The 12,192-nt window shown below is 59.0% G+C and carries 14 protein-coding genes; 5 read left to right on the top strand and 9 right to left on the bottom strand.

All coding sequences use genetic code 11. The features are described from left to right. Window positions 1-24 precede the first annotated feature (24 nt). Entirely contained in the window at window positions 25-276 is a 252-nt protein-coding gene (locus MQW23_RS14235) for a hypothetical protein (protein WP_252108858.1), read from the bottom strand. Window positions 277-565: 289 nt separating this feature from the next. After that, complete coding sequence (locus MQW23_RS14245; RefSeq protein ID WP_286086993.1) at window positions 566-1,462, bottom strand: endonuclease; 897 nt, start codon at window positions 1,460-1,462, stop codon at window positions 566-568. Between the two features lie 556 nt (window positions 1,463-2,018). Between MQW23_RS14245 and MQW23_RS14250 the strand changes: the two genes are divergently transcribed. Then, window positions 2,019-2,435: a DUF3617 domain-containing protein gene (locus MQW23_RS14250; RefSeq protein WP_252108859.1), complete on the top strand. Its 417-nt coding sequence runs from the start codon at window positions 2,019-2,021 to the stop codon at window positions 2,433-2,435. A 197-nt stretch (window positions 2,436-2,632) separates the two neighbouring features. Here the strand turns inward: MQW23_RS14250 and MQW23_RS14255 are convergent, their stop codons facing one another. Together MQW23_RS14255 and MQW23_RS14260 are read right to left on the bottom strand one after the other, a co-directional pair. Continuing rightward, entirely contained in the window at window positions 2,633-2,992 is a 360-nt protein-coding gene (locus MQW23_RS14255) for a hypothetical protein (RefSeq protein WP_252108860.1), read from the bottom strand. Between the two features lie 120 nt (window positions 2,993-3,112). Next, window positions 3,113-5,029 carry an acetate--CoA ligase gene (locus tag MQW23_RS14260; RefSeq protein ID WP_252108861.1) on the bottom strand — a complete coding sequence of 639 codons (1,917 nt, stop codon included), beginning with the start codon at window positions 5,027-5,029 and terminating at the stop codon, window positions 3,113-3,115. A 311-nt stretch (window positions 5,030-5,340) separates the two neighbouring features. Between MQW23_RS14260 and MQW23_RS14265 the strand changes: the two genes are divergently transcribed. Continuing rightward, entirely contained in the window at window positions 5,341-5,661 is a 321-nt protein-coding gene (locus MQW23_RS14265) for an ArsR/SmtB family transcription factor (RefSeq protein WP_252108862.1), read from the top strand. A 26-nt stretch (window positions 5,662-5,687) separates the two neighbouring features. Here the strand turns inward: MQW23_RS14265 and sohB are convergent, their stop codons facing one another. Beyond that, window positions 5,688-6,728 (bottom strand): protease SohB, encoded by a 1,041-nt coding sequence (gene sohB, locus MQW23_RS14270; protein ID WP_252108863.1) that lies wholly within the window; start codon window positions 6,726-6,728, stop codon window positions 5,688-5,690. Window positions 6,729-6,923: 195 nt separating this feature from the next. Between sohB and MQW23_RS14275 the strand changes: the two genes are divergently transcribed. Next, the gene (locus MQW23_RS14275; protein ID WP_252108864.1) at window positions 6,924-7,235 is read left to right on the top strand and encodes an SCP2 sterol-binding domain-containing protein; all 312 of its coding nucleotides are present in this window, start codon (window positions 6,924-6,926) and stop codon (window positions 7,233-7,235) included. Window positions 7,236-7,254: 19 nt separating this feature from the next. Here MQW23_RS14275 and nudC read toward each other — a convergent pair whose 3' ends face one another. From nudC to MQW23_RS14295, 4 genes are read right to left on the bottom strand one after another with little or no spacing between them, the layout of a single operon-like run. Then, a complete protein-coding gene (gene nudC / locus MQW23_RS14280; RefSeq protein WP_252108865.1) occupies window positions 7,255-8,040 on the bottom strand; it encodes an NAD(+) diphosphatase in 786 nt (261 codons plus the stop codon). Continuing rightward, window positions 8,033-8,770: a DNA polymerase III subunit epsilon gene (gene dnaQ / locus MQW23_RS14285; RefSeq protein ID WP_252108866.1), complete on the bottom strand. Its 738-nt coding sequence runs from the start codon at window positions 8,768-8,770 to the stop codon at window positions 8,033-8,035. Before dnaQ ends, nudC begins: the two co-directional genes overlap by 8 nt. Then, window positions 8,758-9,258 carry a ribonuclease HI gene (gene rnhA, locus MQW23_RS14290; RefSeq protein ID WP_252108867.1) on the bottom strand — a complete coding sequence of 167 codons (501 nt, stop codon included), beginning with the start codon at window positions 9,256-9,258 and terminating at the stop codon, window positions 8,758-8,760. Before rnhA ends, dnaQ begins: the two co-directional genes overlap by 13 nt. Beyond that, window positions 9,255-10,049, bottom strand: a complete 795-nt coding sequence (locus MQW23_RS14295) for a methyltransferase domain-containing protein (protein ID WP_252108868.1) — start codon at window positions 10,047-10,049, stop codon at window positions 9,255-9,257. The genes rnhA and MQW23_RS14295 overlap by 4 nt, the downstream gene beginning before the upstream one ends. 111 nt (window positions 10,050-10,160) lie before the next feature. On the opposite strand from MQW23_RS14295, the gene gloB reads away from it, so the two are divergent. After that, on the top strand, window positions 10,161-10,928 hold the full coding sequence (gene gloB / locus MQW23_RS14300; RefSeq protein WP_252108869.1) for a hydroxyacylglutathione hydrolase: 768 nt from the start codon (window positions 10,161-10,163) through the stop codon (window positions 10,926-10,928). A gap of 24 nt (window positions 10,929-10,952) precedes the next feature. After that, window positions 10,953-12,185: a transglycosylase SLT domain-containing protein gene (locus tag MQW23_RS14305; protein WP_252108870.1), complete on the top strand. Its 1,233-nt coding sequence runs from the start codon at window positions 10,953-10,955 to the stop codon at window positions 12,183-12,185. The last annotated feature ends 7 nt before the right edge of the window (window positions 12,186-12,192 follow it).

Genomic DNA, 12,192 nt, shown 5'->3' on the forward strand with positions numbered 1-12,192 from the left:
TAAATCAGCTGGCCGAAATAGCACTTAGAGACCAATAATCCAGAGGATGACTGCAGCGACAACAGCAGTAATGATTGCAAAAGGCATCTTTAAAAACTCCCATCGAAGCTTCGACTTTATGCCTTCTGTTTTAGATCCTCGTCGATTCCTTTTTATCTCTCCGAAACTAGAACCTCGATCTTTTAGCAGCGTACCCGATTCGGTTTCATTGTCGTTAAACTTTTCGACTTGAGAATTACTAAGGTCAAACATGGATTGCTCGTCTTTATCTTTCATGTATTGCCCTATTAATAGCATTTGCAAGTGGTGTTAGCTGAAGGCTTCTAGACTTTATCCGCTTGTTATTAGTAGCTACGATCCCAGTCGAATGGATTGCGCGATATAAAGTACCAGAACCTATAATCTCGTTGCCAACCACCTGAGTACCGTGAGACCCAATGTCTTCTATCCCGCACTCAACCCCTTGGAATGAGCAATTTATCATCTGTGCATCAAAACAGTTTTCAAAAACCACGCCCTTCATACCCCCCCCCTGATGATCCCTGATTCCTAAACATACGCCTGATTAACGACAGATCGACTCACAAGGTACCCCATCATTATCACCGTCCAAGCGCCCGTTCCCGCATTGCAGAAGATGAAAATAGGACTCGTTACACGAGCTCATCTGGCCACAGGTTTTGCGTGTGTCGCAACTGAAGCTAGGCAGGGCGCCGGCAGTCGACGAACGATTCTCTAGCACTAAGGGTGGTGTGACGATTCCCCGAGCCGTCGGCAGGTCTTCATTGGAAACGTAAGTATTACCGTTACCCTGAATTGCCGCAATTCGCCGATTACGCTCAATCTCCCAGTCGTCGACAGGATCCTGGTTCGCCCAAGCAGTAAATAGTTGCTGCTGCTGTCGGCTGATCTCAATGCCGTAAGTGTCACGCATGTACCAGTACGTGCGCGCTATATCGCCGCGGCGATGTGGCGGCGGCTGGAACGCGCGTTCATCAAATGACACTGCGATATCACAGGCCCCGTATTCATGAACTGGCGAGTTGACCATCGCGAACCGCATGTTCGAGCGGTCGCCGTTCACTTCACCGATCGCCGGGACCAGGTTATGCAGATCCGCCTCCATCATCCGGAATACGAGATCCGTTCGCCGGCAGTTGTCGCGCCCGCCCTCTTGCCAACACTGTCGTTGTCGGCCGAAATCATACGCGGGCATGACGTGCTCCCACTCGATCCGGTTCGCCCGCGCCGGTTGCTTTCGAATCTGGTACCCGCACGACTCGAGTTCTGGCCCTTCCTCGAAACTGAACTCGCACCCACAATAGAAAGTGGCGTTCTGGTCGTGATAGATCTGCTGCTCGGCGAGGCGCTTGGCCGCGCTGAAGGATGACGGTGGGCTGGCCTCAGCAGTTGCAGCCAAGCAGAGAATAGCTGCAGTCAGCAACGCAAAGACCTTCATCATCACCCTACTCCCTCTTCACTCAATCGAACCTGATATGCCTCGAGCATATCGCGTTCAACTGCGTGACGACATTGTGCGCGCGAAGAACGCGGCGGCGTAACATATCGCACGTTTTGCGCTGTATTGATCTAGAAATCACGCTGCACCCGGCATCTAAAATCAATGAATTCAGCTAGTTATTGTGATACTGGCTATAGCTCTGCGGTCTTGAAAACCGGCATAGGTTAATAGCCTATCCAGGGTTCGAATCCCTGTCCCTCCGCCACTTATACTGGGGAATCAGCTACTTGGCTGGTTCCCTTTTTAGTTTCTAGCCTTCCAAAAATGCCAAAAGTATAACCAGGGGAACACCTGCCGTTATACTTTCTGAGCCAGACCAGTGCACTTTGGCACAAAATTAGACTAAAGCACTGGTTGTTACAGTGTTTTCAGCTCCTGCTTTTACCCCATCTCTGTTTAGCCTCGCTTGCGTTGGAGCTGCCTAATATCGCCACGCTTAAAGCCGCCCACGACTTGGGCTATCCATGGCGCTTTTTGATTTATGTATGGAGGAAATATGCTGAAGAAATGCCTGCTTGGCTCATTGCTTGTAGCGGCTTCTCTACCAGCCGGGGCCTTTGAGGTTAAACCTGGCCTATGGGAAACAACGGTCACGATCGAAAGCGAAGTGCCTCCAGAAGTACAGCAAGGAACCTACATCGAACACCAATGTATTACCGTGGAGGAAGCGCAGGATTTTGAGCCCACTATAAGACAACACTTCTCTGAAGAAGGCTTTCAAGAAATCGATATCTCGGATGATACGGACACGCTGGAAGTTAAAGCCTCAAAGTCCACGCCTGATTTGAATGTCGATATCGCTATATCGTCAACACGGCATAGCGGTAAACATTTCTCAACGAGAACTCACGTCACAAACGTCGACACCATGATCTCATCGCAAGAGAGCCATTGGGTTTCAGAAGACTGTTAACCCAGTCAGCGCCTCCATTAAAGGCCGCCCATTGAAGTGGCTGTTTTAATGCCTGTTATTCGCCTAATCCAATTTTTAGGATATTCGCAGCGTCCTACCCGAACGCTGGGTCACTATTCTGAGTCAGGCGCCAGCATCGGCCAGGGGTAACCAAGGAAAAAAGCCAGGCTCTCGCTGGCTGCTAGCGACTCGTTCGCTTAAATCCTTGAGCGCGGCGATAGCGAGTCGATAAACGTTTCCATCTTGCCGATTTCATCGATTTTTCGAAACATTTCGTCGATCCTCGACTCCTTGATACCGCCGTAGACGTTGTAATCAGCCGTGTTCATTTCCTGGCCGAATTTCAAAAGCCCGGTGGAGTAACGGTCGATGTGAAAGTCCCTGAACGCTTCGCACTCGGGCGTCATTACTTCATCGGTGCTGGCCTGGCACTCCTCTCCTTTAGCGAAGGCTTCATTCACCGTTTGCTCCATGTCATCGAACGTGTAGCGATTGTCCTGGGCGTGGGCTGCGCTCATTAGCAAAAGCGCCGAGAGCATGCCTACCGGTTTCATCATCCAACTCTCTCCTTGCATCTTTAAACGATTCCTATTGAGCGCGTAACATTCAGCGGACGATGTTACCTGCTCACCGGCATGCAGCATATTGCTCTCGGCCGCTTTAGGGCCGCGCTTGGCTCACTGCTCCGCCGGTCTGGCCTCATCGACACGCCCTACGCCGTGGCGAGCCATGGCGGCCTGGGCATCCTCGAGGCTCGTCGGGTCGTCGATGGTCGAGGGAACGGTATAGGGCTTGCCGTCGGCCAGCGTGCGCAGCAATTTGCGCAAAATCTTGCCCGAGCGGGTCTTGGGCAGGCGGTTGACGATCAGCACCTGCTTGAATGCGGCTACCGGGCCGATCGTCTCGCGCACCTGCTGAATGAGCGCGGCTTCCAAAGCGGTCTCGTCGCCGTCGAAGCCGTCCTTGGGAATCACAAGCCCCACCGGGCGCTGGCCTTTCAGGTCGTCATGGATACCGATGACCGCGCACTCTGCCACCGCTGGGTGGGCGCCGAGCACGCCCTCCATCTCGCCGGTCGAGAGCCGGTGGCCGGCCACGTTGATCACGTCGTCCGTGCGCCCCATGATGAAGAGATAGCCGTCGTCATCGAAATAGCCGCCGTCGCCGGTCAGGTAGTAGCCCGGGAAGGCGGCCATGTAGGCACTGTGAAAGCGCGCTGGGTCGCGCCAGATACCGCTCAAGCAGCCGGGCGGCAGCGGCTGTTTGATCAATACGCTGCCCTCCTCCATCGGCACGCTTTTTTCGCCTTCGCGGCCTATGATCTCGACGTTGAAGCCTGGCACTGGGTAAGTTGCCGAACCCGCTTTGGCCGGGGCGAGCTCGATGCCCGCCAAATTAGCGGCGATGGGCCAGCCGGTTTCGGTTTGCCACCAGTGATCGATGATCGGCACTCCAAGCACGTCGCTTAGCCAGTGAAACGTTGGCGGGTCGAGGCGCTCGCCGGCGACGAACACGCATTTCAGGCTATCAAGGGTATAGCGGCTTAGCGCCAGCGCCTCCGGATCCTCTTTTTTGATCGCGCGAAAGGCGGTGGGCGCGGTGAAGAAACTTTTGACCTTGTACTCATCGATAATGCGCCAAAAGCTGCCGGCATCCGGCGTTTTCACCGGTTTACCCTCGTATATCACGCTTGTGCACCCGCGCAGTAGCGGCCCGTAAACGATATAGGAGTGGCCCACCACCCAGCCGACATCAGAGGCGGTAAAGCACACGTCCCCCGGCGACAGGTCGTACACCGCCTCCATGGAGTAGGCCAACGCCACGGCGTAGCCGCCGGTATCGCGCACTACGCCCTTGGGCTTGCCGGTGGTGCCGGAGGTATAAAGGATATAGAGCGGATGGGTCGCCTCGACCTCGACGCACTCGGCAAACACGCCGCTCTGCTCAAGAGCTTGCCAGTCGTGCTCGCCCTCGCCCAATTGGGCGCGCTCGGCCTCGCGCTGAAACACCACCAGCGCCTCCGGTTTGAAGGTGCTTTGGGCAATGGCCTGATCGACGATCGGCTTGTAAGGCAGCACCGTGTTCACTTCGATTCCGCAGGAGGCGTAGATCACCACTTTGGGCTCGGCGTCCTCAATACGAAGCGCCAGCTCGCTGGCGGCGAAACCGCCGAACACCACCGAGTGAACCGCGCCGATCCGCGCGCAGGCGAGCATGGCGATGACTGCCTCTGCCACCATGGGCATATAGATCACTACCCGGTCACCTTTACCGACGCCCAGCGTCTCGAGCCCGCCGGCCACGTACGCCACCCGGTCGCGCAGCGCGCGATAGGTGATCGTTTGTTTCGTGCCGGTGACCGGCGAGTCGTAATAAAGCGCCGTCTGCTCGCCACGGCCTTCGTCGACATGATGGTCGAGTGCGGCGTGGCAGATATTGAGGGTACCGTCCTCGAACCATCGGGCGTGGCGCTGCTCGTCCCAGGCAAGAATGGTCTCGGGAAAGTGCGTCCAAGGAATACGCTTTGCCTGCTCCTGCCAAAACTCGGCGGGCGATTCGATGGAGTATGCGCGGGTAGCGTGGTAGCGGCTCATGGTCACCTTGTCTTTATTGTGTTAGCGATCAACCCCTGTTGTTGACACTTTAACCATAAAAACAAAAGCGCCGCCGTTAAACCATCGGATAATCCGGCACCAATGCGTGCAAAATAGCGCACATTGTCGACAGTCCGTCGCATTAACTACCATTGACTTAGCGTTAAACACCGACTTGGACAAAATTCGCTAATTTAACGACTATTGATTAACAATATTTCAACGAAAGACCGTCGACGTTACTAAACCGCACCGCCGCGACCGCATTGTGACGGGAAAACGCCTTCCCGCGTCTCGGCAAGGAGAAAACCATGGCTACTCACTCAAGCGCCGCCGCTCGTCTTCTTGAGCATAATGGGCAGGCGTTGGAAGCGGGCACCCTGCTTCTCAAGGCGCTCGCCAACGAAAAACGCTTGCAGATTCTCTGCCTTCTGGCAGAAAAAGAGCTTTCGGTGACGCAGATCAACCAGCAGCTTGCGTTGAGCCAGTCCGCGCTTTCTCAGCACCTGGCCATTCTGCGTCGCGATGGGCTGGTCCAGACCCGGCGAGAGTCGCAAACCATCTACTACTCGCTCAAAAGCGAAAGCGCCAGAGCGATACTCTCCGCCCTGGCGCTTCACTACGCGGCTTAGTTTTTTCAAGCCGATAACAACGGGCGCTAGCGCCGCTGCCAGCCAGTGGCGTCGATGGCGCCCAGCGCTTTGGTCACGGCCTGCTCGATACCGCTGGATACTGCAACGCTGATACGCCGCCCCACGGTTTTAGCTGGCTCGAGCTTGACCGTGAACGCCTCCACGTCCTTCATACGCTCGACCAGATACGCTTCGCTAGTGCCGAGGCTATCGATCAGTTTCACGTCCAGCGCTTCGCTACCGTACCAGCTCTCTCCGGTGGCCAAGCGGTCGATATCCATCGCCGGACGGTGGCGGGCTACGTACTGCTTGAAGAGTTTATGCGTATTTTCAAGATCGTCGATGAACTTGGCTCGCCCCTCTTCGGTGTTCTCCCCCAGCACCGTTAGCGTGCGCTTATAGCGCCCGGCGGTCAGCATCTCGACATCGATATCGTTGCGCTTTAAAAGGCGGTGGATATTGGGCACTTGGGCCACCACGCCGATCGAGCCGATCACCGCAAAGGGGGCGGCCTTTATATGGTGCGACGTGCTCGCCATCATGTAACCGCCGCTGGCGGCAACCTTGTCGATACACACCGTGGTGGTAATGCCTGCCTCGCGGAGCCGATCAAGCTGTGCCGCGGCGAGTCCGTAGGCGTGTACCAGCCCGCCGCCGGATTCGAGGCGGATCACTGCCTCGTCCTGGGCGCCCGCCACGTCGATCACCGCCGATACTTCCTGGGCGAACTGCTCGGTGCGTGAGGCCTTGATATCGCCATGAAAATCGAGCACCCAGAGCCGCGGCGCGGCGCCCTTTTCGCTCTTTTTGGCCGTCTTATGGCGCTCTTTCTCCTCTCGGCGAAGCTGCTTGATCAACTTTTTACGCGCGCCCTGGGCGGTGGCGTTCACCTTGAGGCGCCGATTGCGCGCGCGGCGCTGCTCGTTGAGCGACTCTACTTTTAGCGTAGCGCCGCGCTCGCCGCCGCGTTTGCCGCGCATGAGCAGAAAGCCTGCCAACAGCGCCAGCAGGGTAAGAATCACGCTTTGGACCAGAAAGGTGCCTATCTCAGCCGTCCATTCACTCATGTCCCTCTCCTTTGGGTCGATACGCCTCAATACGCATGTGCAACGCCTGGTTAGCTCACTATACTCGCTTGATTAAAACGCGTGCTTTAAATAGGCTCTTCGCGGGCACCACGTTAGACTCCTTCTACCCAGTATCCTCCTATCGTGGCGAAACATCGCCCGATTTTTGCAACGACACGCTACAGGAAACCATTGATGTCCTCGACCACCTTTGAAAAGCTCGAATCGCGCTTCGACCCGCAAGCAGCGAAGGGCATGGACGAAATTTTTCAGTTTCATTTCTCTGACGAACAAAGCCACTACCTGCACGTTCAGGACGGCACCCTCGGCATTCATGAAGGCGAACACGACGACCCGTCGGTCACGCTGACCACCAGCACCGAGACGCTGCGCGGCATCATGTCCGGCGACATCAGCGGCATGAGCGCGTTCATGAGCGGCAAGCTCAAGGCCTCCGGCAACGTCATGCTGGCAACCAAACTGACGAGCCTGTTCCCCGGTCAATAGTGACCTATCAAATCAAGTACTAGTCGCTGCGCACGCGCGCCAGGTGCGTCTCGATCAGCTCGCGAGAAATGGAGTAGGCCGGGGGAAGCGTTGGCAGCTTGCGCGGTGAAAACCAGGCCGCATCGCTGATCTCGACGCCGTCGATGTGGATGCGCCGGGTCGTGGCCTCGGCAAAATAGCCCAGCATCAGCGAGTGCGGGAAGGGCCACGCCTGGCTCTTGTGGTAGCGCAGGTTGTCGATGTACACGCCCACCTCTTCGAACACCTCGCGGTGAACCGCCTCCTCCGCTGACTCACCGGGTTCGATGAAGCCGGCAAGCGTGGAGTAGCGCCCGGGTGCAAAGCGCGGGCTACGCGCCAGCAGCATTGCCTCCCCCCGGGTCACCAGCGTGATGATACAGGGCGAGATGCGCGGGTAGTTGCGGTGACCGCAGGCGTCGCAGTGCATGGCAAACTCGGCGCCCAGCCGGGTGGCCTCTGCGCCGCAGCGCCCGCAGAAACGGTGGTTGTCGAGCCAAGCGCTCACCTGCAGTGCCGTCGACAGCAGGCTGAACCAGCTCTCCGGCAGTAGCGAAAGCCACTCCCGACCTTCGATCCAGCCCTCCTGCGGCGTTTGCTCGATAGAGAGCGCCACCGGCTCGTCGTCCCAGTAGCAAAGCGGCTGCATATCGGCGCTCCAGGGCTGAAACGGCTGGAGCGGCGTCAGCGTACCCTCTGGCGTGCTGACGCCCGGTGCTAGCCGCCCGCGCGCCAAGCGAATCACATGGCCTTCGCCGGCATTCAGCGGGATATTGCGTTTAAGCATCGGCGGGTGCGCTCCCACTCCAGTGAAGCGAATGCGCCTGGCACTTGGCGAGATGCGCCGCTTCCTCTTCCTCAGTGGGACGAACCACCTTGAGCGCGCCGGGCTTAAGCGACAGACGCTGGATCGATAGCCCCTCGCTTGCCTCGGAAGATTCCTCGCGCTCGGCGTTCGCTTCGGCATCGAGGGTGAGCGCGGTCTGCCCGCCGGTCATCGCGAGATAAACGTCGGCGAGAATCTCGGCGTCGAGCAGTGCGCCGTGAAGGACGCGGTGGCCATTGTCGATATCGTAGCGCTTGCACAGCGCGTCCAGGCTGTTGCGCTGCCCCGGATGCATCTGGCGCGCCATGGTCAGCGTATCGAGCACGCGACAGTGATCGCGTACCGGGCCAAGCGCCGGGCCCTGACGGCGCTGATTGGCCAGGTTCAGCTCATGATCGATGAAGCCCACGTCGAACGGCGCGTTGTGAATGACCAGCTCCGCGCCTTCGATGAATGCCCAGAACTCATCGGCGATCTGGGAAAATATCGGCTCGTTGGCCACCTTCGCGTCGTCGATGCCGTGGACCGCCACGACCTCGGCATCGATATGGCGTTCCGGGTTGATGTACTGGTGATAGGTGCGCCCGGTCAGGCGGCGGTTGATCATCTCTACCGCGCCGATCTCGACCATGCGGTGGCCGTCCCGGGTTTCGATACCCGTGGTTTCGGTGTCGAGGATTACTTGCCGCATGCGCTGCTCCTTTTCTGATCGTCGCTGGCCTCATCGATCGCTTCGTTGGCCAAGTCGTCGGCTTTTTCGTTGCCCGGGTGGCCGCTGTGCCCCTTGATCCAGTGCCACTCGACTTGGTGACGTTTCGTCTCTTCGTGCAGGGTTTTCCAAAGCTCGGCGTTTTTGACCGGCTGCTTCGCGGCGGTTTTCCAGCCGCGCTTGATCCAGTTATGAATCCACTGGGTAATGCCTTGGCGCACGTACTGGGAGTCGGTCCAGAGCTCGACCCGGCAGGCGGTGTTGAGCGTACGCAGCGCCATGATGGCGGCCATCAGCTCCATACGGTTGTTGGTGGTCTGCGGCTCAAACCCCTTGAGGGTCTTTTGGTGCGGGCCGCTTTCGAGTACCACGCCCCAGCCGCCGGGGCCCGGGTTTCCACGGCAGGCGCCGTCGGTGTACACCACGACGCTGGGCTCTTTCACACCGGACTCTTTGTCTTGCTTGGTCACTGACGTTCCTTTGACATACGAGAGGAGGTTTCGCTTGGCGGCGCAAGCCGGGCGCCTTGGCGCGTAACGCCCAGCGACGAGGACGGTGCCCGCGAGGGCAGCTTGAACCGAACCCGCTCGATGGGCACGCCGCGCTCTCGCCGGCAGGCCTGGATCATGTAACTTTGCCCCAGCGGCAGATTATGGCGCCGCCCCCAGGCCTCCCAGCGCTCGCCGCAGGCTGCGCTCATACGGGCGCGAAAACAGCAGTAGTCTACGCGTTTCACCTCGAAATCGACAAACGCCAGCCAGTCGCGAAGCCGGTTCACACCCTGCCAGTCGCCGTTGAAAGGGAATGCCGAGTGGCCCTGGCGCTGGCGCTTCAAAAGCCCGCTGGCGCACAGCGGGTTAAAGCCAAACAGCACCAGCACGCCGTGGTCGCTCGTCACCCGGGCGGCTTCCTTTAGCGTAAAGTGAGCATCAGGCAGCTGTTCGAGCCAGTGGTGAAGAATCACGGTATCCATGGAGCGCTCTGGCAGCGCGAAGCAGTCCGGCGGGCATACTAGGGTCGACGCCGACTCGGCAAGCTCCCAGGTCGGTGCCCATCGCACCCGGTGAGGAATTTGGGAAAGCGACATCAGCGAGCGGCCCATGCTCATCTCCAGGCAGTGCTGGCCGCGGCGATTTTCGACCACCGGCCCAAGGCAGGCGCGCTGGGCTTCCCAAAGCGAGCGACCCGCCGGGCCTTGCCAATAAGGCTGGCTTTGGACCATGCGCCGAGCAAGCTCTGCGGCCATCGGGGAATTTGACATGGAACGCGCTTCCCTCCAAAGTAGCGACTTTTTTGCGCGGCTACGTGCGATTTCTTGCAGACGCGGCAGGCACACGCAGTAGCGTTTTTCGAACGTTAAAGGATCTCGCCCATGATGAGCGTGACACCGATTCCCGCCCTTAGCGACAACTATATTTGGTTGCTAAGACAGGATACCAGCCCCAACGTTTGTGTCGTGGACCCCGGTGAAGCCGCCCCCGTTATCGAGCTTTTGGAGCGCGAGGGCCTGACGCTCACCACGATCTTGATCACCCACCACCATCACGACCATACCGGTGGGATCAAGGAGCTCAAAAAACGCTATTCGCCCCACGTCATCGGCCCGAAAGACTCCACCATCGAAGGACTCGATGAAGTGGTCGGCCACGGCGATGAAATTCGCGTCATGGGGCGCATGTTCGAGGTCATCGCCACTCCCGGCCACACCCTGGATCATGTGAGCTACTTTGCCGCGGGCATTCCGGCGCTGCTGTTTTGCGGCGACACGCTGTTTTGCGCCGGCTGCGGGCGGCTATTCGAAGGCGAGCCCGCGCAGATGCACGCCTCGCTTCAAACGCTTGCCAACCTTCCCGAAGACACGCTGGTGTTTGGCGGGCATGAATACACGAAGGCCAATCTTACCTTCGCTCGGGCGGCCGACCCGGATAACAAGGCCATTCCCAACGCACTGGATGAGTGCGAGAAAGCGCGTGCGATGGATCGCCCCACCCTACCCAGCACCATTGGGCGCGAGCTTGCCATCAACCCCTATCTGCGCGTGGACACCGACAGCGTGCGCCGCGCCGCCGGGGAACAGGGCCCAAATGGTGACGACCTCGCGACGTTTACCACGCTTCGCGAGTGGAAAAACCGTTTCTAACGCCTTTACCCGACAAGATTTTCTATGACCTATCAAACGATTCGCCAGCGCTTTGTGCTAAGCGCTGGCAGCACCGTCATTATGGGCCTTTTGATGGCCGCCGCGACGAACTCCGAAGCCTCCGCCAATCGCCCGGCTTTCACCCCGGCCCCGACGGTGCCGAGCGTTTCACAGCGCGCCGCCGAGCGCCCGGCCAGACTCGATGCCTATCACGCCCACTTTTGGGATTCGCTGACGCTGGAGCCGCAAAGCGTCTGGACCACGCTTCGAGACGCCTTTCAGTGGCAGAACAAAACGCTGCGCCCGGACGCCCAAGCGCGGGTCGATGAGTGGATCGAACACTACCGCGCTCGTCCGGAAAACATCGTCGCCATCATCGAGCGCGCCACGCCCTGGCTTGCCTATATCACCGAGCAGGTCAGCGAACGGGGCTTGCCCGGCGAGCTTGCGCTGATTCCCTTTGTGGAAAGCTCGTTTGACCCCAACGCGACAAGCCACATGGGCGCGGCGGGGCTTTGGCAGTTCATGCCACGCACCGGCGACGCGCTGGGCTTGACCCGCAACAGCCGCTACGATGGCCGCCTCGACGTGCTGACCTCGACCCAAGCGGCGCTCGATTATCTGGAGTCCCAGGCCGAGCAGTGGTATCACGGTGATATGATGCTCTCGCTTGCCGCCTACAACGCCGGCGCCGGTACGGTTAACAAGGCGGTGCGCCGCGCCCAAGGGCAAGGGCTGGAAGGCAGCTACTGGGATCTCAGCCTGCCTTCGGAGACGCTGCAGTACGTGCCCAAGCTCAAGGCGATTTCGACCATCATTCAGGACCCGGAGCGCTACGGCGTGACGCTGCCCGACATTCACGCCTCGCCGGCCTTCGCCAAGGTGCAGCTGGCAACGCCCTTGAGCCTGGCCGAGGCCTCGGCACTTTTGGACGTCAGCCAGCAGCGCCTGGTGGATTTGAACCCGGGGCTTCTGGCGGCGCAGGCCGGCCCGCGCAGCGCCCAAACGCTGCTGGTGCCCGAGGAAGCCGACACGGCGTTGATCGCCGAGCTTTCGCAAAACAGCGCCTCTGTGCTCGCCTCGACACAGACGCCATCGGTGCACCGCGTTGAAAGCGGCGATAGCCTTTCTGCCATCGCCGCGCGCTATAATCTTGACCAGCGCGACCTGATTCGCTGGAATGCACTCGAGCGGCCGGGCGCCATTCAGCCGGGCCAGCTGTTGGCACTGTCGGCGCGTCAGGAGAGCAATACTTAACGCTTTC

Origin of the sequence: Halomonas sp. S3-1-1 (assembly GCF_023757625.1) — a bacterium.
In the GTDB taxonomy this organism is placed as follows: domain Bacteria; phylum Pseudomonadota; class Gammaproteobacteria; order Pseudomonadales; family Halomonadaceae; genus Vreelandella.

Excerpts from the sequence above, each read along its gene's own strand:
- MQW23_RS14305 (WP_252108870.1), top strand. The coding sequence starts at position 10,953 with ATGACCTATCAAACGATTCGCCAGCGCTTTGTGCTAAGCGCTGGCAGC.
- MQW23_RS14245 (WP_286086993.1), bottom strand. The coding sequence starts at position 1,462 with ATGATGAAGGTCTTTGCGTTGCTGACTGCAGCTATTCTCTGCTTGGCT.
- MQW23_RS14250 (WP_252108859.1), top strand. The coding sequence starts at position 2,019 with ATGCTGAAGAAATGCCTGCTTGGCTCATTGCTTGTAGCGGCTTCTCTA.
- nudC (WP_252108865.1), bottom strand. The coding sequence starts at position 8,040 with ATGCTTAAACGCAATATCCCGCTGAATGCCGGCGAAGGCCATGTGATT.
- gloB (WP_252108869.1), top strand. The coding sequence starts at position 10,161 with ATGATGAGCGTGACACCGATTCCCGCCCTTAGCGACAACTATATTTGG.
- MQW23_RS14295 (WP_252108868.1), bottom strand. The coding sequence starts at position 10,049 with ATGTCAAATTCCCCGATGGCCGCAGAGCTTGCTCGGCGCATGGTCCAA.
- MQW23_RS14275 (WP_252108864.1), top strand. The coding sequence starts at position 6,924 with ATGTCCTCGACCACCTTTGAAAAGCTCGAATCGCGCTTCGACCCGCAA.
- MQW23_RS14260 (WP_252108861.1), bottom strand. The coding sequence starts at position 5,029 with ATGAGCCGCTACCACGCTACCCGCGCATACTCCATCGAATCGCCCGCC.
- MQW23_RS14265 (WP_252108862.1), top strand. The coding sequence starts at position 5,341 with ATGGCTACTCACTCAAGCGCCGCCGCTCGTCTTCTTGAGCATAATGGG.
- MQW23_RS14255 (WP_252108860.1), bottom strand. The coding sequence starts at position 2,992 with ATGATGAAACCGGTAGGCATGCTCTCGGCGCTTTTGCTAATGAGCGCA.
- sohB (WP_252108863.1), bottom strand. The coding sequence starts at position 6,728 with ATGAGTGAATGGACGGCTGAGATAGGCACCTTTCTGGTCCAAAGCGTG.
- dnaQ (WP_252108866.1), bottom strand. The coding sequence starts at position 8,770 with ATGCGGCAAGTAATCCTCGACACCGAAACCACGGGTATCGAAACCCGG.
- MQW23_RS14235 (WP_252108858.1), bottom strand. The coding sequence starts at position 276 with ATGAAAGATAAAGACGAGCAATCCATGTTTGACCTTAGTAATTCTCAA.